This window comes from Arthrobacter sp. efr-133-R2A-120 (genome assembly GCF_030209835.1).
Classification (GTDB): Bacteria; Actinomycetota; Actinomycetes; order Actinomycetales; family Micrococcaceae; genus Arthrobacter.
In genome coordinates this window covers 12,773-30,166 of the sequence record NZ_JARVRF010000024.1, presented here as the reverse complement: position 1 = coordinate 30,166, position 17,394 = coordinate 12,773, and the positions used below count along the sequence as shown (strand labels likewise).

18 protein-coding genes are annotated in these 17,394 nt (G+C 64.4%); 11 read left to right on the top strand and 7 right to left on the bottom strand.

The features are described 5' to 3' along the window. Positions 1–238 precede the first annotated feature (238 nt). Both QRN52_RS12815 and QRN52_RS12810 read left to right on the top strand, forming a co-directional pair. On the top strand, positions 239–1,633 hold the full coding sequence (locus QRN52_RS12815; RefSeq protein WP_284753108.1) for an MFS transporter: 1,395 nt from the start codon (positions 239–241) through the stop codon (positions 1,631–1,633). A gap of 66 nt (positions 1,634–1,699) precedes the next feature. Next, positions 1,700–2,032, top strand: coding sequence for an L-rhamnose mutarotase (locus tag QRN52_RS12810; RefSeq protein WP_284753107.1), 333 nt, complete (start codon positions 1,700–1,702; stop codon positions 2,030–2,032). 147 nt (positions 2,033–2,179) lie between these two features. On the opposite strand, the gene QRN52_RS12805 is transcribed toward QRN52_RS12810, so the two are convergent. Then, a complete protein-coding gene (locus QRN52_RS12805; protein ID WP_284753105.1) occupies positions 2,180–3,442 on the bottom strand; it encodes an acyl-CoA dehydrogenase family protein in 1,263 nt (420 codons plus the stop codon). Continuing rightward, positions 3,439–4,230 (bottom strand): 3-hydroxyacyl-CoA dehydrogenase, encoded by a 792-nt coding sequence (locus QRN52_RS12800; RefSeq protein WP_284753104.1) that lies wholly within the window; start codon positions 4,228–4,230, stop codon positions 3,439–3,441. Before QRN52_RS12800 ends, QRN52_RS12805 begins: the two co-directional genes overlap by 4 nt. 111 nt (positions 4,231–4,341) lie before the next feature. On the opposite strand from QRN52_RS12800, the gene QRN52_RS12795 reads away from it, so the two are divergent. After that, positions 4,342–5,517 (top strand): glycoside hydrolase family 76 protein, encoded by a 1,176-nt coding sequence (locus QRN52_RS12795; RefSeq protein WP_284753103.1) that lies wholly within the window; start codon positions 4,342–4,344, stop codon positions 5,515–5,517. A gap of 29 nt (positions 5,518–5,546) precedes the next feature. Further along, positions 5,547–6,056, top strand: a complete 510-nt coding sequence (locus QRN52_RS12790) for a hypothetical protein (protein WP_284753102.1) — start codon at positions 5,547–5,549, stop codon at positions 6,054–6,056. Positions 6,057–6,059: 3 nt separating this feature from the next. Here the strand turns inward: QRN52_RS12790 and QRN52_RS12785 are convergent, their stop codons facing one another. Continuing rightward, positions 6,060–6,662 (bottom strand): YdeI/OmpD-associated family protein, encoded by a 603-nt coding sequence (locus QRN52_RS12785; protein ID WP_284753101.1) that lies wholly within the window; start codon positions 6,660–6,662, stop codon positions 6,060–6,062. A 321-nt stretch (positions 6,663–6,983) separates the two neighbouring features. Here QRN52_RS12785 and QRN52_RS12780 point away from each other — a divergent pair, with 321 nt between their 5' ends. The 4 genes from QRN52_RS12780 (at position 6,984) to tgt (ending at position 10,867) form a co-directional block, all read left to right on the top strand. Further along, entirely contained in the window at positions 6,984–7,523 is a 540-nt protein-coding gene (locus QRN52_RS12780) for an NUDIX hydrolase family protein (protein WP_059388553.1), read from the top strand. 103 nt (positions 7,524–7,626) lie between these two features. Continuing rightward, the gene (locus tag QRN52_RS12775; RefSeq protein ID WP_284753099.1) at positions 7,627–8,694 is read left to right on the top strand and encodes a DUF6707 family protein; all 1,068 of its coding nucleotides are present in this window, start codon (positions 7,627–7,629) and stop codon (positions 8,692–8,694) included. Between the two features lie 61 nt (positions 8,695–8,755). Beyond that, positions 8,756–9,481 (top strand): SRPBCC family protein, encoded by a 726-nt coding sequence (locus QRN52_RS12770; RefSeq protein ID WP_284753098.1) that lies wholly within the window; start codon positions 8,756–8,758, stop codon positions 9,479–9,481. Positions 9,482–9,532: 51 nt separating this feature from the next. Next, positions 9,533–10,867: a tRNA guanosine(34) transglycosylase Tgt gene (tgt, locus tag QRN52_RS12765; RefSeq protein WP_284753261.1), complete on the top strand. Its 1,335-nt coding sequence runs from the start codon at positions 9,533–9,535 to the stop codon at positions 10,865–10,867. 47 nt (positions 10,868–10,914) lie between these two features. Here tgt and QRN52_RS12760 read toward each other — a convergent pair whose 3' ends face one another. From QRN52_RS12760 to QRN52_RS12750, 3 genes are all read right to left on the bottom strand, one after another. Next, positions 10,915–12,420, bottom strand: coding sequence for a DUF6297 family protein (locus tag QRN52_RS12760; protein WP_284753259.1), 1,506 nt, complete (start codon positions 12,418–12,420; stop codon positions 10,915–10,917). A 2-nt stretch (positions 12,421–12,422) separates the two neighbouring features. Beyond that, positions 12,423–13,109, bottom strand: a complete 687-nt coding sequence (locus QRN52_RS12755) for an ABC transporter ATP-binding protein (protein WP_284753097.1) — start codon at positions 13,107–13,109, stop codon at positions 12,423–12,425. 121 nt (positions 13,110–13,230) lie between these two features. Continuing rightward, positions 13,231–13,932, bottom strand: a complete 702-nt coding sequence (locus tag QRN52_RS12750) for a queuosine precursor transporter (protein WP_078106703.1) — start codon at positions 13,930–13,932, stop codon at positions 13,231–13,233. A gap of 365 nt (positions 13,933–14,297) precedes the next feature. Between QRN52_RS12750 and QRN52_RS12745 the strand changes: the two genes are divergently transcribed. Genes QRN52_RS12745 through QRN52_RS12735 form a run of 3 tightly spaced genes read left to right on the top strand, consistent with a single transcriptional unit; the run spans position 14,298 to position 15,834 of the window. Then, positions 14,298–14,660 (top strand): iron chaperone, encoded by a 363-nt coding sequence (locus QRN52_RS12745; RefSeq protein ID WP_284753096.1) that lies wholly within the window; start codon positions 14,298–14,300, stop codon positions 14,658–14,660. Positions 14,661–14,691: 31 nt separating this feature from the next. Beyond that, a complete protein-coding gene (locus QRN52_RS12740) occupies positions 14,692–15,225 on the top strand; it encodes a DUF6036 family nucleotidyltransferase (protein ID WP_284753095.1) in 534 nt (177 codons plus the stop codon). 18 nt (positions 15,226–15,243) lie between these two features. Next, the gene (locus tag QRN52_RS12735; RefSeq protein WP_284753094.1) at positions 15,244–15,834 is read left to right on the top strand and encodes a dihydrofolate reductase family protein; all 591 of its coding nucleotides are present in this window, start codon (positions 15,244–15,246) and stop codon (positions 15,832–15,834) included. A gap of 22 nt (positions 15,835–15,856) precedes the next feature. Here QRN52_RS12735 and QRN52_RS12730 read toward each other — a convergent pair whose 3' ends face one another. Continuing rightward, positions 15,857–17,368 carry a helix-turn-helix domain-containing protein gene (locus QRN52_RS12730; protein WP_284753093.1) on the bottom strand — a complete coding sequence of 504 codons (1,512 nt, stop codon included), beginning with the start codon at positions 17,366–17,368 and terminating at the stop codon, positions 15,857–15,859. Between the last annotated feature and the right edge of the window lie 26 nt (positions 17,369–17,394).

Sequence of the window (17,394 nt, the reverse complement as noted above, 5' to 3'; positions counted from 1 at the left end):
AGGAAGCAGGTTCGCGGTGGGCCGAGAGTCCCCCGCCATTGTGACCTGCACAACAACTTAACCTTGACAGCGGGGCCGCGCGGGTGTCTTATGGAAAGCGCTTACCAGATGGGAAAGCGCATACCAAGCGGAAGTTCAGTCCGATCCTTGCGATGGCGCCGCCCTCCTACTGGAAACCACACCCAAAGACGGGAAGGCCCTTCCAGTGGCCCCAACGACTTGTCCAAAGGAGGACAATATGAAGATCGACGCGAGTAGGCAGCGAAGTTCAATCGAACCGCGACAGTCCAGCACCACGAGGAAAGCGGCAGCCAGCGGCTGGATCGGCAGCGCCCTCGAGTACTACGACTGGTTCATCTATGCACAGGCCGCTGCATTGGTCTTTCCCGGCGTTTTCTTCCCCGCCGGAAATCCGACCGTGGCGCTGATCGCTTCGCTTGGCACGTACGCCGTGGGCTACATTGCCCGCCCGATTGGTGCATTCGTCCTCGGACAGTGGGGCGACAAGCATGGCCGGAAGAACGTTTTGGTCCTGGCCATGCTGATGATGGGCGCGTCGACCTTCGCCGTCGCACTGTTGCCCACTTACGGTCAAGTCGGCCTTCTGGCACCCGTCTTGCTGGTTGCCGTCCGGCTCATCCAGGGCTTTGCCGTGGCCGGCGAACTGAGCGGCGCCAGCGCCATGATCGTGGAGCATGCGCCTTTCGGCCGTCGGGGGTTCTACGCAAGCTTCGCGCTCCAGGGCACCCAGGCCGGACAGATTATCGCCGCCGCGGTCTTTCTTCCGCTCTCTGCCATGCTCTCCAGTGAATCGTTCAAATCCTGGGGCTGGCGCATTCCGTTCCTCCTCAGCGCCCTCGTGGTGTTCGCCGGGTACATGATCCGCCGCCGGGTTGAAGAAACCCCCATCTTCACCGAAGAAAAGGCGCACCAAGAGATCCCGAAGATGCCGATCGTCCGCGTGCTGCGGGAAAGCGGTCTCGACGTGCTGCGCGCAGTCTGCATGACCCTGGTCAACGTCGTCGGAGTCACCGTGGCAGTCTTCGGTGCGGCATACGCTACCCAGCCGGGATACGGCGTCGGCATGAGCACCACCGTCTACCTCTGGATCCCGGTCCTGGCCAACGTCGTCGCACTGGCCCTCATCCCGTTGTTCGGAGATCTGTCGGACCGGTTCGGCCGCCGGCCATTGATGATCTTCGGCTCGTTGAGCTCCGGCGTGCTGGCTTACGCGTACCTGTACGCAGTCAGCCAGAACAATGTACTGCTCACGATCATCCTCTCGATCCTCATGTGGGGCACGCTCTATCAGGTCTGGAATGCAACGTTCGCCAGCTATTTCCAGGAGCTCTTCCCCGCCCGCACCCGCGTCACGGGATTCGCCATCTCGCAGAACATCGGCCTCGTCATCACCGCGTTCCTTCCGAGTATCTTCACGGCGATCGCCCCACCGGGGTCCGCGAATGTACCGCTCATCATCGGGTCCATCTGCTTCGGAATCTGTATCATCGGCGCTGTGGCCGCCTGGTCGGCGCGGGAAACGTACCGCATCCCCCTCAATCAGCTGGGCACGCCGGACGCGACGCCGGTTCCCCGCGAAGAATACCGCCAGCTCCGGGCCGGCACCCGGTAAGCCGCGCGATTTGCAACGACTTTGCGCTCATCGAATGAAACGATTCATGAAGTTTGGAGAATCCACATGCGCGTCTGTTTCCGCTCCTCGGTCAAACCCAGCCGGATTCCCGAGTACCGGCGCCGCCATGCGGCTGTGTGGCCGGAGATGCTCCGTGAACTCAAGGCAGCCGGCTGGAACAACTATTCGTTGTTCCTGGCCGACGACGGGCTGCTGGTGGGCTACGTGGAATGCGACGATTTCGATGCGGCGCGGGCCCGTATGGCGCTGACTGATGTGAATGCCCGCTGGCAGGCGGAAATGGCACTGCTATTCGAAGACGACGCACGGGCACCCGACCAAGGATTCGTCCAGCTCACGGAAATCTTCAATCTCGAGGACCAATTGTCCGGGGGTTGAGGCCCCAGGCTCAGACCGGGGCTTGTTTCCCATCGCCGCGCTTCAAGCTCCGGTACGGGAAACAAGCTCCGGTATGGCTCGCTCGGCAGCGCGCCCGGCCCGGACCGGCGCCGCGGTCCCGGTCTCAGCGAGGTCCCGCGCGCCCCCTCAAACGATCGCGGAAACGCCTGTCACGGCCCGGCCCACGATGAGCGAGTTGATCTCGAACGATCCTTCGTAGGTGTAGATCGCCTCGGCATCGGCAAAGATTTTAGCCATCCGGTAATCGGTCACGATGCCGTTCCCGCCCAGGATGGACCGGCCCATCGCCACCGTTTCGCGCATCCGGGCGCTGCAGTAAGCCTTGGCCAGGGCCACCTGGGACATTTGGGCTCCGCCGTGCCGCACTCCCTTGCTGTCCGTGTAGATGTCCTCCTGCAGCTGTGCGATGCGCACCATCATGCCCATGCTGGCCACGGCATTTCCGAGCATGTCCACCAATTGCTGCTGGATGAGCTGGAACTTCGCGAGCGGGCGGCCGAACTGCTGCCGTTCGAGCGCGTACTTCCGGGCGACGTCGAACGCCGCCAACTGCTGCCCTACGGCCTGCCAAGCGACCATGAGCCTCGATCCACGCAGCAGGTGGTTGGTGTCGGCGAAGCTGTTGATTCCGGAAAAACGATCCGCCTCCGCGATCCGGACGTCCTTGAGGACAATGTCGGCGTTTTGGACGGTGCGGAGGGCGATCTTGTTCTCGATCTTGGTGCGGGTCACCCCGGGCAGCGTGCCGTCCACAATGAAGCCGCGAATAGCGCCGTCGACTTCGTCCCGCGCCCAGACCAGTACATGGTCGCAAAACGTCCCGTTGCCGATCCAACGCTTGGCGCCGTTCAGCACCCAGTAGTCGCCGCCGTCGTCGGCTCCTCCGCTGACCCGGCGGGCCACCGTCTGCAGGCCACCGGCCACGTCGGAACCGTGATCCGGTTCCGTGAGCGCAAAAGCTCCGGTGGTCCGCAGATTGGAGGCGTCGTCCAGGTAGCGGTCCTGCTGGTCCTTGGAGCCGAACTCGTAGAGCGCCTCGATGAAAAGGTCGTGGTGGACCATGAAGAACGTGGCAATGGAGGTGTCCACGCGGGTCATTTCCGCGATCACGAGCCCTGCGAACAGGTTGCTGTAACCGCGGTGCGTGGGGGTGCTCAAGCGAAGGGCCGCAAGCTTGGGCAGGATGTGCGCAGGGAACTCGGCCTTGTCCCACCAGTCCTTGGCATATGGGGCAATTTCCGTGGCCAGGAATTCCCGGAGTTCGTTGAGCTTACGCTGTTCCTGGACGCTGAGGAGAGATTCGAAGTCGAAAAAGTCCGCCCCAGGCAAGTCGGGCAGAGAACCGGCCGAATGTTCGAAGGCGGCCGCCAGCTTGTGCGTCTGGCTCACTTGGGTGCCATCCGGATAGCGCCGTCGAGGCGGATGGTTTCGCCGTTGAGCATGGCGTTTTCCACAATGTGCGCCACAAGGTTGGCGTACTCGGCGGGACGGCCAAGTCGGGCGGGGTGCGGTACCTGCTGGCCCAGGGAAAGCTGGGCGTCCTCGGGCAAGCCGGCCAACATGGGGGTTTCGAAGATGCCCGGCGCGATGGCCATGACACGTACTAGCGAGCGCGCAAATTCACGGGCCAAGGGCAACGTCATCGCGGCCACAGCACCCTTGGATGCGGCATACGCAGGCTGCCCGATCTGCCCATCGAAAGCCGCCACGGAGGCCGTGTTGATGATGACGCCGCGTTCCTCGCCACCAAGCTCTGTAGACGCAGGCTCGTTCCGGGCCATTGCGGCCGCAGACAGGCGGATCACGTTGAAGGTGCCCACGAGGTTGATCTGGATGACCCTGTTGAAGTTCTCCAGCGGCAGCACGCCGTCTTTGCCGAGCACTTTGCCCGGGGTTGCTACGCCGGCGCAGTTGACCAGGATCCGGAAGGGACCCAGCGCAATGGCGGCGTCGACGGCGGCCTGCACTTGTTCTTCGTTCGTGACGTCGGCGGGGACGAACACGGCCCTTCCGTCGGCTCCCGAGGCATTGAGCTCGGCAACGAGGGACTCGCCGGGAGAGGAGTGGAGGTCAAGCAGCACTACCGACGCTCCGGCGTCGAGCAATCGCCTTGCGGTTGCGGCCCCCAAACCCGAAGCCCCGCCGGTTATCAACGCAACTGCGCCCTTGATGTCCATCCATCCTCCTCGATGCAGAACCAAAATCCGTTAATGAATGTTAACTGAATCACTTTGATTGTGCACTGCCGGAGGGCCTGCGGCCAAGCGGGCCCGCGTTAGGCTGTCACCATGTCCGCCCCCGATGCCCAGCCCGGCACCGCCGGAACTCCGGACTGGGCCGCACGAGCCGACCACGCCGCGCGTTCGGTCACCCGGCATTTCGGACGGCGCCTCCTCTTCCTCCCCGGAACGCACCTCGCGGCGTCGGTCCGGCCCTCCAACCATTCTCCGTTTCAGCCGTGGAACTACTGGTGGCAGGCGCACTACGTCGATTGCCTCGTTGACGCGGGATTGCGCGAGCTGGGCTCGGGATCAAGGTTCGACGGCGGTGATCGCCCGAGCGCCGGCGAGCTCGCTTCACGCGTGGTCGCCAGCATCCGGCTGCGCAACTTGCTGCGCTACGTCAACAGCTACTACGACGACATGGCGTGGCTCGCCCTCGCCGTCCTGCGCTTGGATTCCTTGGCCGGGCGGGCGCAGAAGCCTGGCCGACGACGCAACGCCCGGTTGCAGAAACGCCTCTCTCCGCAGTTCGAATCGGCCTCCACGGACGACATGGGCGGCGGCACCTTCTGGAGCACCAAGCGTGATTTCAAGAACGCCCCGGCCACTGCGCCGGTGGCCTTGTATTTCGCCCGGACCGGGAAGCGGGAGCGGGCCCAAGGGCTCCTGGACTGGCTCGACGCCACACTCTTCGAATCCACCCGCGGCCTATACCTCGATGGCGCCTGGATCAAGGAAGGCAAGCTCGTCCTCGCTGAACAAGTCTACACCTACAACCAAGGCCCGGTGCTCGGCGCCTTGTTGGAGTTGGGTGGAGAAGCGAACCTGGCACCCGCGGCCGCGTTGGTGGGCTCGGTGGCTGAGCATCTGACCGTCCGTGAGCCTGACACTCAGGGGAGGCTCGTTCTTGGCGGCGAGGGCGCCGGCGACGGCGGACTCTTTGCCGGGATCCTCGTCCGCTACCTCGCCCTCGCCGCCGGAGACGTGCGGCTGCCCGCGGCCACCCGCGCCACCGCCCGCCAGATGGTGCTCGATACCGCAGAGGCGCTGTGGGCGGGGCGGATGGTGCGTACACACGCTGCCAAAGGGACTTCCGGAAAGTACGACGACGACGGCTGGCTCGTCTTCTCGACGGAACCGCAGCGTCCGGCGGCCGAGACGTATCCGGTGGGCACCGCCGTCGAACTCTCCACCCAACTGCAGGCATGGATGGTGCTGGAAGCCGCCGCGCGCATCCAGTAATTGTCAGTGCCGGGGCCTAGTCTGGAGCTGTGAACCCGATCCCGAGTCCGATACCCGTCACTGTGGTCGGTGGGCAGCCGGAATGGTGGCAGATCGTTGGCGCGCTCAGCCCGCTCGCTGTCCTTGTAGCGGCGATCGTTGCCGCGATCGTGGGCCTCCTGTCCCTGCGGCAGAAGGCGCGGGCGGATGACAGGTCCGAGTGGTGGCGCCGCGCTCAATGGGCCCTCGACGCGTCCCTGTCCCGTAGCCGCTCCGAGGCCGAAATGGGCCAAAAGGCCATCGAAATTCTGGGCCACAGCGAACTCGCGTCGCGGGAGGAACTCGCGCTCCTCAAAGTAGGCACCGACGACGCGCTCATGGCAGCCGCCACGGCGTCCGAAACCCGCGCTGTCGTCCCCTCGCAGCGTCCCGCCTCGGTGAGTGCCGAGGACCGCAAGGTGCAGATCGCCGCTGCCAAGGCCAGGGTCTTGCTCGACAAGCGGCTCGGTGAGGACACTCCAGGCTGGATCGTCGCTCTGTCCGCCGAGAAGCCTGAATAGGTCCTACTCTGCTACCGCGGGCTTTTTCTTCTGCGGATACGGCGTCTCCTGCCGCGCCAACATCTCAACAAAGCCAGCGATCTTCCTGGCCCGCGTTTCCGCCTTCTTCACCGAGTTGGTGCGGTAGATCAGGGAATAGCGATTGACCGCGGTCAGCACATCGAACATCGCTTGGGCCTCGGGAACGGCGGCGATGGCGGCAGCGAGGTCCTCCGGGACTTCCGCGTCCGATTGGCCCACATAGGCAGCTTCCCAACGCCCGTCCGCCTTGGCGCCGTCGACGGCGGCCCATCCGGCCGGAGTCATCTTGCCCTCGGCTTCCAAACGGGCAATGTGCCCCACGTTCCGCTTGGACCATGGGCTTTTGGGGCCGCGGCGGGTCATGCGTTGGAAGACGCTCTCGTCGTCGCGCCTTCTGCCTTGGCCGTCGATCCAGCCGAAACAAAGAGCCTCATCCAAGGCAGCGGCGTAATCGAGTTCCGTCACGTTGCCGCCCTTCTTGTGCAGCACGAGCCACACGCCCGGGCTATGGGCGCCGTTCTTTTCGAGCCAGGACCGCCACTCGGCAGCATCTTTGACGATCAGTTCTTCAAGTTCAACAGCCATGGCCCCATTCTGGTGCCAGCTAGGCTGTGGCGAAAGCCCACCGACTACATGCCCAACCCTCGCTCACCTATATGGACCCTTACCCCGACGCTCGCTCACCTATACGGCCCTACCCCGACGCTCGCTCACATATATCGGCCTTTCCGGAAACGCTCGCTCAGATCATCTGAGCGAGGGATGCCGATTTTGCCCATATAGGTGAGCGAGCGTCGCCCGATTGGACACCAGAAGTGAGCGAGCGTTCCCGGTTTGGGCTCGACGCAATCCTGGCTGTCTGATTCGTACGGCATGGAACGGCATGGGATGGGGTAGAACTTAACCATGAGTGTTCGTACCCCTGACCCGTACTCCGGCTGGCTTTCCGATGAAGACCTCTTCGAAGCCCGCGGCCGCCTCCCCATGGTTTACGTGGAGGCGGTTCCCGTGCGTCTCGATCCGCTCGGATTCGTCAACGAGGTAGGTACCCTTCTGCAGGGCGACGCCGACGGCACCATGGTCCGTTCCTTCGTGTCCGGCCGCGTCCTGTACCGCGAAACGATCCGGGCCGCGCTCTTGCGGCACATGGAAAAGGACCTCGGGCCGCTGGCCTTCCCGCAGTTGCCCGTCAGTCCCGTGCCGTTCACCGTGGCCGAATACTTCCCGGCGCCGTCGCAGACCGGCTTCACGGACGACCGCCAACACGCCGTGTCCCTCGTTTACGTCATCCCAGTCACAGGCGAGTGCGAACCTCGCCAGGACGCCCTCGAGCTGACGTGGATGACTCCTCAGGAGATCCTCAGCGACGACGTGCAGCAGGAATTCAGCGGTGGCCGCGGCAATCTGGTGCGCCAGGCTCTGGCTTTCGCAGGCGTCGGACAGTAGCAGCAGCGCTGGCAGAAGCGGCGGCTAGTAGCCACCTCCCCGATTTGCCCGGTGGGGTTTTATAGACTGTTGGGCGGACCCCAAGAGAACCAAAGGACTTCCGATGACTCACAGCCCGGCCGACCAGCAGTACCGTGAAAAGCAGGCTGGGTCCCTGCAAATCGGGGACTACCTCTTCCTCCCTGGGGATGGTCCCGCGGAGCAAATCACGCACATCGGGCTCGAACGCGACGATTTCGGCGTGCCCGCGCTCATCCTGGTGACCACACTCGACGGCGGGAGCGTGCGGATCGCTATCGGATCCAGCGTCCCGGTGGGCGAAGCGGCCGCCATCCCGGACGACGTCGACACGCCGCTCGCCGAAGGTCCGGCCCCGCTGCCAGAGCCGCACACGATCGACGCGCCCGACGCCGGTATCCCCGACGCCGGTGACGCGCCCGACGCCGGTACCTCCGACGCCCGTGACGCCCCCGCGGAGGCCGTTCCCGCCGTCGTCGTACCTCCTTTGCCCGCGGTGGCACCCAGCGTGAGCGGACCGAGCGCGCCGGGTCCCGCGCAGCTCGCGCTGATCCCGGAGCCGACGGACTCGCCCGAGAACATCGTGGCGGCCGCCGCCGAAACGCACCCTGGCAGGAATGGGGTCGCGGTGCTGAGCGAACGCCTCGTGAAGGGCATCAATACGAAGTCGGGAAGCTGCCTTCGGGATCTGAGCGACCTTGCCCACGATCTTTTCATCGAGCTGCGCGATCCCGACCACGCCCTCGCGGTGGCCGATATCCTCAACGTGCTCCCCTACGACGGAAACCGGGACCGGTGGATGTCGGTTGAACGTTCCCTCGCGCTTTCCAGCTTCATTTGCCGTGAGCTCGGCCAAACGAAACGCGCCGAAGTCTACGATCAGCTCCTTCAGGCGCCGGACACTGTGGAGACAGACCCGTTCAAGGCCCGGATCGCCGCCAAAGTCCGGCAGCGCGGGCTCAACGAACCGAACCTGTACGACAAGGAAATCTTCCGCTCCATCGACAACGGCAACCGCGACGCCGAGCGCGAATGGCGGCTGCTTCGGCTCGAAGCCCTGCTGTTCCTGCGCGCGCACGGCGGTTCAAACACCATCGGCCTCGGGGAACTCGATCACCGGATCGCGAACGAACTCGAGGCAGTGCGGGCTTAGGCGCTCTCCGAGGATTCCGCAAGACCTGTCGCGTTCGCTCCAACGGCGGTAGATTCGGGCCATGACGAACAATCTGAGCGTTGTTGTAAATGCCGACGCGCAGCAAGTTTGGACTTCGCTGCGCGAACCGTCGCTCGTGGCTCAGTGGCACGGCTGGGAGGCCGATGAGCTTGGCGACGAAATCAACCAGATCTACTTCACCACCAACGTGGTCGAGGGCCCCGACCACACCAGCCTCACCGTGAACGGCGGGGACGTCTTCGAGCTCACCCCGGTCAGCGGAGGCACCGAGGTACGCGTGACGCGGGCAGCCTTGGACCACGATTCCGAATGGGCCGCGTGGGACGAGGACATCACCCAAGGCTGGCTGACGTTCCTGCACCAACTCCGCTTCGCCCTCGAACATCATCCACACGGGCACCGGCGCACGCATTTCGTTTCCCTGCCGGGCGGCCGCGGCTCAGGCATCCAGAAACTCGGCCTGGCCGAGGTCCCGGCTCCCGGGCAGGAATACTCGCTGACGCTGCCCACGGGCGAGGCCCTCTCCGGCAAGGTCTGGTTCCGGAGCAACCATCAGGTGGGCCTCACCGTGCACAGTTATGCGGAGCATGGTGATGGGCTGCTGATTGTGGCTGACCAGCCGGTGATTCCGGAGAAAAGGCCCGACGGCGGCACTATCGTCATCGCTTCTACCTACGACCTAGGGGCGGCCAGCCTGGACTCGATTCGCTCCCACTGGGACGGCTGGAAGGCTGAGAACTACCCCACAGAGGTGCATTCGCACTGACGATTCATGCTCCGGGGCTGGCAGACTGTAACGGTGCCAGCCGATTCCTCCCTGCCTCAATCCGGGTCTAGCCCCGAGTCCGATCCGTCCACGCTCGCAACTGCCCAGCAGTCCGCGTTTTCCTTCGAGGTGGGTGCGCGGCTCAGCGAAACGCGCCGGCCGTCGTCGGGCTTCTTGAACGCCGACGGCGGCAGCCGTCACGGCGGCGACAAGCGGGGCGAGTTCCTGGGCAGAACCGGCACCATCACCACGCCGCACGGCCAGATCCAGACGCCTGCATTCATCGCTGTCGGGACGAAAGCCACTGTTAAAGCCGTGCTGCCCGAATCCATGAAGGCGCTCGGCGCGCAGGCTTTGCTGGCCAACGCGTACCACCTGTACCTGCAGCCGGGACCGGAGATCCTGGACGCGGCGGGAGGGCTCGGCGCGTTCATGAACTGGGACGGGCCCACGTTCACCGACTCGGGCGGATTCCAGGTTATGAGCCTCGGCTCGGGGTTCAAGAAGGTCATCGACATGACCTCCGTGGACACGTCCGGTCCGGACGACGCCGTGGCCCCGGGCAAGGAGCGGCTGGCCCATGTGGACGAGGACGGCGTCTGGTTCAAGTCGCACTTGAACGGGGACCGGCACCGCTTCTCGCCCGAAATCTCGATGCGGGTGCAGCACCAGATCGGCGCCGACATCATGTTCGCCTTCGACGAGCTGACCACCCTGCAGAACTCCCGTGGCTACCAAGAGGAATCCCTGGAGCGGACGCGTCGCTGGGCCGAGCGTTGTGTGGTGGAGCATGAGCGGCTGACAGCCTCCCGGGTGGGCAAGCCGTACCAAGCCCTGTTCGGCGTCATCCAGGGGGCGCAGTACGAGGATCTTCGCCGCAAGGCTTGCCGGGACCTTGGCGGCATGCCGTTTGACGGTTTCGGCATCGGCGGCGCCTTGGAGAAGGAGAACCTCGGCACCATTGTGCGTTGGTGCAACGAGGAACTTCCCGAGAACAAGCCCCGGCACCTCCTTGGCATCTCCGAGCCGGACGACATCTTCACGGCCATCGAAAACGGCGCCGACACCTTCGACTGCGTCTCCCCCACCCGGGTGGCCCGCAACTCGGCATTTTACACTCCGTCCGGCCGGTACAACCTGTCCGGAGCACGCTACAAGGCGGATTTCGGGCCGCTGCAGGATGGTTGCGACTGCTATACCTGCGCCAACTATTCCCGGGCGTACATCCACCACCTGTACAAGGCCCACGAGATGGTCTCGGCCACGCTCATCTCCATCCACAACGAGCGCTTCGTGGTGAAGATGGTGGACGATACCCGCTTGGCCATCGAATCCGGGGACTTCTTCGAGTTCAAGGCCGAGACGCTGGGACGGTACTACTCGTAGGGTCTCGGCGGTCCCCGCCTCCCGCCGAGCTCGCGCCAAGGGGCGCCTCAGGGACGGTCCGCGGTCGTCACGCCGATCACCAGGAGCACCACGTTGAGCACGACGGCGGGCGTCACCAGGACTTCCGGGGCGTTGAAGAGCATGCCCAAGGCCAAGGGCACCAGGGCGAAGAGGCACAGCACGTAGCCCCGGATCCTGGTTCCGAGCATGGCGGGTCCACTCCGACCGAGCTGCATGAGGTACACCAGCTTGGTCAGGTCTTCCTGCTGGCGGAATGCGCGTCGAAGCATCCCCGCGCCCAAACCGCCTCCCGCCGCCGCACCCAGGACGAGGAGTTCCACCCGGAATCCGCCTGCCAGCACGAAGAATCCGGCAGCCGCCGTCGTCCATAACCCCATCAGCACCACCGGAAGTGCGACGTGGACCCAGCGCGAAGCTGTCCTGGAAATCGGAAGGAGGGCGTCGAGACTCGGGGCCATGCGCAATTGCCAAAGCGGCCCGGCCGCCGCAGTGGAGGAGAATATCGCAGCGGCAAGCAGCACCGGAAGCAGGATGACGGGCGAATCGAACGTCCGGACCAGCCCAGTCAAGGGAACGACGGCGAGACCCAGGCCCCAGCGCCACAGCCGCCCGGGCTGCCGGGCGAGCACGGTTGCCTCCGCATGGAAGAGCGCGCCCGCGGCGGTGCTGGGCGTCCCCGGGAGCTTGACCCGGCTGCGTTTGCCGCCGCTGGACAGCGAGGCGCTGAGCTCCCCCGTGTCCATCAGCGTCAGCGCAGCCTGGACATGTCCCCTCGCGGACCCGGCCTTGAGCAGCGAAGTCGTGCGGACGCTGGACAGCTTGTTGCGCATGCCGAGCGCCGCGGCAACCAAAGCGACAGCAGGGGCGACCGCGAAGATCCAGTTCCCCTGCAGTGTCCCGAACAGCATCGCGCCGAGGGCCGCCGAGGCGATCGCCAGCAGCCAGTTCATCGGTCTGCCTTGCCCGGCCGATGCCCGTGAACGCGTCTGGGCGAACGCGGCCAACGCGAGAATAGCCGTACCGGTCAGCGCCCCTGCCAAGACGCGCCCGGCAAACACCATTGCGGTCGAGCCGCTGATGACTGCTATCGGAATGGTGGTGAGGGCTCCGACGACGGCGGCAGCCCAGACTGCGCGGCGCAATCCTCGGGCTAGAAGCGGCTCGCGGTCGATAGCCAGTGAGTACCACCAGTGCCGCTGATTCGCCGTGATGGCCAGTGGCCCGAGCCTGCCCGCCACCCAATAGGCCGCGAGAGCCAAGAGCCCGAACCCAACAAGTAGACCGTACTCAACAGGGACGACGCCGTAACTGGCCGAAATCAGGTGGCCGCCGAAGCCATGCGCTGCTGCGGCAGTGAGCCCGTTGAGGAGGCCTGTCGCGTAGATCAGGCCGACGCCGAACGTCAGGAACTGGATGTACAGTTCGTTGAGCCTGGAAAGCAAGGACTGGCCGCGTGGGCGGATGACCTTTCGCGTGGCACTCTCGGGGTCGAAGTCCACGAACTCCGGCTGCGCTACGGCAGCAGTGGACATGCTCACCGGCGAATCCTCGCCACAGCCTCGTCCGTACTTACCACGCGCGCACCGCCGTCGTCGACTATTACCGCCCGGGTACACGCCGTTTGGGCGACATCCGCATCGTGCGTGACCATGACGACGGCGGCACTCTTCTTGGCAGTCTTGGCGATCCGCTGCGCCAGGAGGCCGCGCATGCGGGTATCGAGCCGCTGCTCCGGTTCGTCCAGGACCAGCAGCTCGAAGGGGCGGATGAATGCCGAGGCCAGGAGGAGCTTCCGGCGCTGTCCCGAGGAAAGCTGATCGGGAAATGCATCGGCCACGGTTTGAAGCTCGAAAAAGCCAATCTCTTCCTCCACAGCCGCATCGGGGTTGGTGAGGCCATGCCCACGGGCCACCAAGGAAAGGTGCTCGCGAACGGTGAGTGAATCGAAGTAGGCATCCTCATCCAGCAGCACCGAGACCTTGCTGCGAAAGAGGGCCGAGCGGTCGTCCGGCATCAAGCCAAGCACGTGCGCATCGCCCTCTATGGCTGCCTGCGCGCCAATCATCGTGCGCAGCAGTGTGGACTTGCCGGCACCGTTTTCGCCCACCATCCCGAGCACCTGCCCGGGGAAAACCTCGACGTCGAGCGGTCCGCACACTGCATGCTCTCCATAGCCTGCAACAAGATTCTCGGCCGTCAGCACGGCGTTTCCCAGCTTCATCCTCTGAAACTACCGGACTTCCCTGCAGTTCCCCTGAGCCGACGGACGACGCTCGCTCACCTAAATGCCCTCCCGACCCGACGCGCGCTCACATATGCGGCCCGCCTCCCGGATTACCTGCTCAGGCCCAGTAGCTAGGCTCGCGCTTCTTGATCCAGCCAATGACCAAGGACGTCACGGGCACGAGGATGTATTGGACACCGACCTTGTACACGAAGCCAACCAGCACGTAATTGACGAAGCTTCCGAAGTCCGTAATGCCAATGACCGAGGCCGCGATGCTGCAGAAGATGAGCGTGTCCACGAATTCGCCCACCCCGGATGAACCCATGAGCCGGGCCCAGAGGGTTCTCTCACCCGAACGGGCCTTCATCTTGACCAGGATCAAGGAGTTGATCGTTTGGCCGGCCAGGAACGCGAGAAGTGAAGCAAGGACGATCTGGGGAACCGGTCCCAGTGCGCCTTCGATGGCAGCCTGCTTGGCATTGCCGTAATCGTCATTGAAACCGGGGAGCGCGATGATGATCCAGTAGCAGAGCGACGCGAATGCTGACAGTGCGAACGAGGTGATGATTGCTTTACGGGCAACCTTGAATCCATAAATCTCGCTCATCACATCGCCAAGAATGTAGGCAAGCGGAAAGAGGAAGAATCCGCCATCGGTGATGATCGGACCGAAGACGACGCCTTTGGCAGCGCCAATGTTGGACAGGATCAGGACGACAGCCATGCATGCCAGCATGATGCCAAAGTATGGAGAGCCAATTGACGCGAAACGAGGCGCGGGTTTACTCAGGGTCTGGGATTCTGATGCTGACGTCATCGCTTGTCCGTTCGTAGTGGTTCGCGCAGGCGGCCGGAGTTAGCACGGCGCCCCGCTGTATTAGCACTGGTGGTGGACCCGCCTGCAAAACCGCGGTGCCTCCCCCATTCTCGCATCGAGGAATCGCGAATGGTCGGGCAAACTCGCCACCGTCCATAACGTTCCATCAGATCAAGTGAGCGAGCGTCCGGCCAAAACCCCATATATGTGAGCGAGCGTCCGGCCAAAACCCGACATATGTGAGCGAGGGTCGGAGTCGGCCCGAACCTCGCTTCGATGCCCTCTGGCAGGGGCGATGCGCGCTGGGGCAAGCTGGGTCCAAGACCCGCTGAACGGCGGGGCACGGAGCGGAGCGAAGGAAGCGCATGGCAGAGCACTTTGACACGGTGGACGACTACATCGCGGCGCAGCCCGGCGACGTGCAAACCATCCTTCACGAGATCCGACGGCGGGCCCTGACAGCAGTGCCCGGAGCCGCGGACCGGATCAGTTACGGTATCCCCACCATCACGCTCGACGGGCACTACGTGGTGTATTTCGCGGCGTGGAAGCACCACGTCTCCGTCTATCCAGTGCCCGACGGCGGCGAGGACTTCGAGCGCGAAATCGCCCTTTTCCGGTCGGCCAAGGGGACGTTGAAATTCCCTCTGGGGAAGCCCATTCCGTACGAGCTCATCGAAAAGGTGGCGACGCTGCTGGCTGAGCGCGAGCGGCAGCGGGGGTACTGACAATCGGGCTGCGCGGGGGTACGGTACAGCCATGCGCCGCGATGAGCTCGAGCACGCCATCCGGGCCGCTACGGATATCATCCACGGCGACCGGGTGATCGTGATCGGTAGCCAGTCAATTCTGGGATCCTTCACGGAGGACCAACTACCTGGGGCCATCACCATGTCCGATGCCGTCGACATTGCCCCGTTTTCCGATGACGACGCCGGGACGCTTGCGGACAGCATCGATTCCGCGCTCGGTGAGTGGTCGCCTTTCCACAAGGAGTTCGGGTTCTACGTCCAGGCTGTCGAGAGGGAGACTGCGGTGCTACCGGCCGACTGGGAGTACCGGCTCGTTGGCGTGCGCAACGAGGCGACCCGGAACAGCACTGGGCTTTGCCTGGATCCCTACGATCTGTGCGCGGCCAAGCTCATCGCAGCACGGCCCAAGGATCATGCGTTCGTTCTGGCGCTCATCGAGACATCCCTCATCGACCGTGTCCGGCTCGTGGACAGAATCAGGCTGATAGACCCATCCGAGCCTCGCCGCGATGCGGCTTTGTCCTGGGCCATGTCCGTCTGAGCTGAAGGAGCAAGGTAAATGACCAAGGTAGTCGCACTCATGTCGATGTCCCTCGATGGCTACGTGGCCGATCTTGAGGACGGCGTCGAGGAGGTCTTCGACTGGTACTTCGCAGGTGACGTCGACGTCCCGACCCACAATCCGGGCTTCACGTTCCACGTCTCGGCAGCGAGCGCGGAACATCTGCGGGCTTTGATGCGCGAGGTGGGGGCGATGCTCACCGGGCGGCGCACCTCGGACCGCGCCGAGGCCTGGGGCGGGAAGCACCCGTTCGGCGTGCCTGCATTCGTGGTGACGCACCGGATGCCCGAGGGGTGGCCCCGTTCCGACTCCGCGGTGCATTTCGTCACCGACGGACTGGAAAGCGCCGTCGCCAAGGCAAAGGCCGCGGCTGGAGACAAGATCGTCGGCATGCACGGGCCAGACACCATTCGGCAGTGCCTCGACGCCGGCCTGCTTGACGAGATCCGCGTCGACTTGGTTCCGCTGCTGCTCGGATCCGGTATCCGGATGTTCGATCGCGTTGGGAACGCGCCGCTCACCTTGGGTAACCCGACCGTCGTCGAGGGCGTGGGGGTCACGCACTTGAGCTATCCGGTCCTAAAGTAGTCCGCGTCACGCCGCCACAAAACTACCCCGAGTGCGCCTCGAGGAACGCGTACACCTCGGTCTCGTCGACGCCGGGGAACGCACCCGGCGGCATGGCGGCCAGGAGGTGCGAGTGGGCGCGGGCGGACGGCCAGGCGTTGCCTGCCCAGGAATTAGCCAACGACGCCGGCGGGCGCTTGCAGCAGTTCGGGTCCGGGCACGTCGAAGTAGCCCGCGCCGTCGTCTCCCTCCCGCGGAACCACTTCACGTGCTGGTACGGCACGCCGATGCTGAGCGAGAACTCGCCCGCGGCCGAGCGTTCGGTGCGCGCCGTGCACCAATAGGTGCCGGAGACGGTGTCGGTGTACTGGCTGTAGGCGCTGAACTTGTCCGGAACGTCGAACACGGCACGCGAGGTCCATGCCTTGCACGCCGGTTGGCCCTCAATGGCGCCGGTATGGTCCTGGGGGAAGGCCACGCCGTCGTTCTCGTAGGCCTTGTAGATGATTCCGCTCTGGTGCGTCTTCTGGAAGTGCGTGGTGATGCCCAGGTGCTTCGTCGCGAGGTTGGTGAAGCGGTGTGCCGCGGTTTCGTAGGAGACTGCAAAGGCGTCGCGGATGTCCTCTACCGCGATCTCCTTTGCGGCTTTCGCCTTTTGGAGGAACTCCAGGGTTGCGTTCTCGGGCAGGAGGAGAGCCGCGGCGAAGTAGTTCGTCGCGACCCGCTGCGCCAGGAAGTCGCCGTAGTTCTTGGGCGTCTCGTGGCCCAGGACGTAGTGGCCCAGGGCCTGCAGGAGGACCGAACGGGGATCGTGGTCCTGCCGTTGGCTCTGCGTGAGATAAATTCGGTGATTCTTTAGATCGGTCACTGAACGGGTGGAATGGGGCAGGTCGCCCACGTGGTGGAGCGTGAATCCGAGGTGGTCCGCGATGTCCGCAATGACGTGCTGGCTCAAGGGACCGGTCGTGTATCCAACGCCTTTGAGGACCTTCTGCGCCTCGGCTTCGTACTCTGGAAAATAGTTGCCGCGCTCGCGCATCATGGCACGCAGTTCGCCGTTCGCGCGGCGAGCCTCTTCCGGCGTCGCGACCTGCTCGTTGAGCTTGCGTTCAAGCTCCTGCAGGAGGCCCACTTGCGACTCGAGAACATCGAGCGGAAGCCGCGAGCTGACGCGGATTTTAGGCAGGTTCAGCGACTCGTACAGGGGCCCGCGCTGGTACCGTTCGAGCTCGATTTCCAAGGCCGCGCGGCGGCTGGGCGGTTCCGCGCCGAGCAGCTGGTCGATGCCGACATTCAGTGCCGCCGCGAGCTGCTTCAGCAGCCCCAGTTTAGGCTCGCGCTTGCCGTTCTCAATGAGGCTCAACTGGCTGGGGGCGGTCCCGACGGCGGCACTCACGTCGTCGAGGGTCAGCCCGGCCTGCTTGCGCAGATACCGCACGCGGCGGCCCAGGCTGATGACGTCCAGTTCGGCGGTGGAAGCGGACGACGACGGCGGCGGTACTTCGCGGTTCCAGCTCACAGGTGACATTTCTTGAGGATACGCGAAGAAGTGCATTTCTTTCCATGCTTTTTATCTAGCAA

What these genes read in the sequence shown, in the direction of transcription:
- QRN52_RS12810 (WP_284753107.1), top strand. Translation starts at nt 1,700, where the DNA reads ATGCGCGTCTGTTTCCGCTCCTCGGTCAAACCCAGCCGGATTCCCGAG.
- QRN52_RS12780 (WP_059388553.1), top strand. Translation starts at nt 6,984, where the DNA reads ATGAGTGTTCGTACCCCTGACCCGTACTCCGGCTGGCTTTCCGATGAA.
- QRN52_RS12795 (WP_284753103.1), top strand. Translation starts at nt 4,342, where the DNA reads ATGTCCGCCCCCGATGCCCAGCCCGGCACCGCCGGAACTCCGGACTGG.
- QRN52_RS12755 (WP_284753097.1), bottom strand. Translation starts at nt 13,109, where the DNA reads ATGAAGCTGGGAAACGCCGTGCTGACGGCCGAGAATCTTGTTGCAGGC.
- QRN52_RS12760 (WP_284753259.1), bottom strand. Translation starts at nt 12,420, where the DNA reads ATGTCCACTGCTGCCGTAGCGCAGCCGGAGTTCGTGGACTTCGACCCC.
- QRN52_RS12730 (WP_284753093.1), bottom strand. Translation starts at nt 17,368, where the DNA reads ATGCACTTCTTCGCGTATCCTCAAGAAATGTCACCTGTGAGCTGGAAC.
- QRN52_RS12750 (WP_078106703.1), bottom strand. Translation starts at nt 13,932, where the DNA reads ATGACGTCAGCATCAGAATCCCAGACCCTGAGTAAACCCGCGCCTCGT.
- QRN52_RS12775 (WP_284753099.1), top strand. Translation starts at nt 7,627, where the DNA reads ATGACTCACAGCCCGGCCGACCAGCAGTACCGTGAAAAGCAGGCTGGG.
- QRN52_RS12745 (WP_284753096.1), top strand. Translation starts at nt 14,298, where the DNA reads ATGGCAGAGCACTTTGACACGGTGGACGACTACATCGCGGCGCAGCCC.
- QRN52_RS12785 (WP_284753101.1), bottom strand. Translation starts at nt 6,662, where the DNA reads ATGGCTGTTGAACTTGAAGAACTGATCGTCAAAGATGCTGCCGAGTGG.
- QRN52_RS12815 (WP_284753108.1), top strand. Translation starts at nt 239, where the DNA reads ATGAAGATCGACGCGAGTAGGCAGCGAAGTTCAATCGAACCGCGACAG.
- QRN52_RS12740 (WP_284753095.1), top strand. Translation starts at nt 14,692, where the DNA reads ATGCGCCGCGATGAGCTCGAGCACGCCATCCGGGCCGCTACGGATATC.
- QRN52_RS12735 (WP_284753094.1), top strand. Translation starts at nt 15,244, where the DNA reads ATGACCAAGGTAGTCGCACTCATGTCGATGTCCCTCGATGGCTACGTG.
- QRN52_RS12800 (WP_284753104.1), bottom strand. Translation starts at nt 4,230, where the DNA reads ATGGACATCAAGGGCGCAGTTGCGTTGATAACCGGCGGGGCTTCGGGT.
- QRN52_RS12770 (WP_284753098.1), top strand. Translation starts at nt 8,756, where the DNA reads ATGACGAACAATCTGAGCGTTGTTGTAAATGCCGACGCGCAGCAAGTT.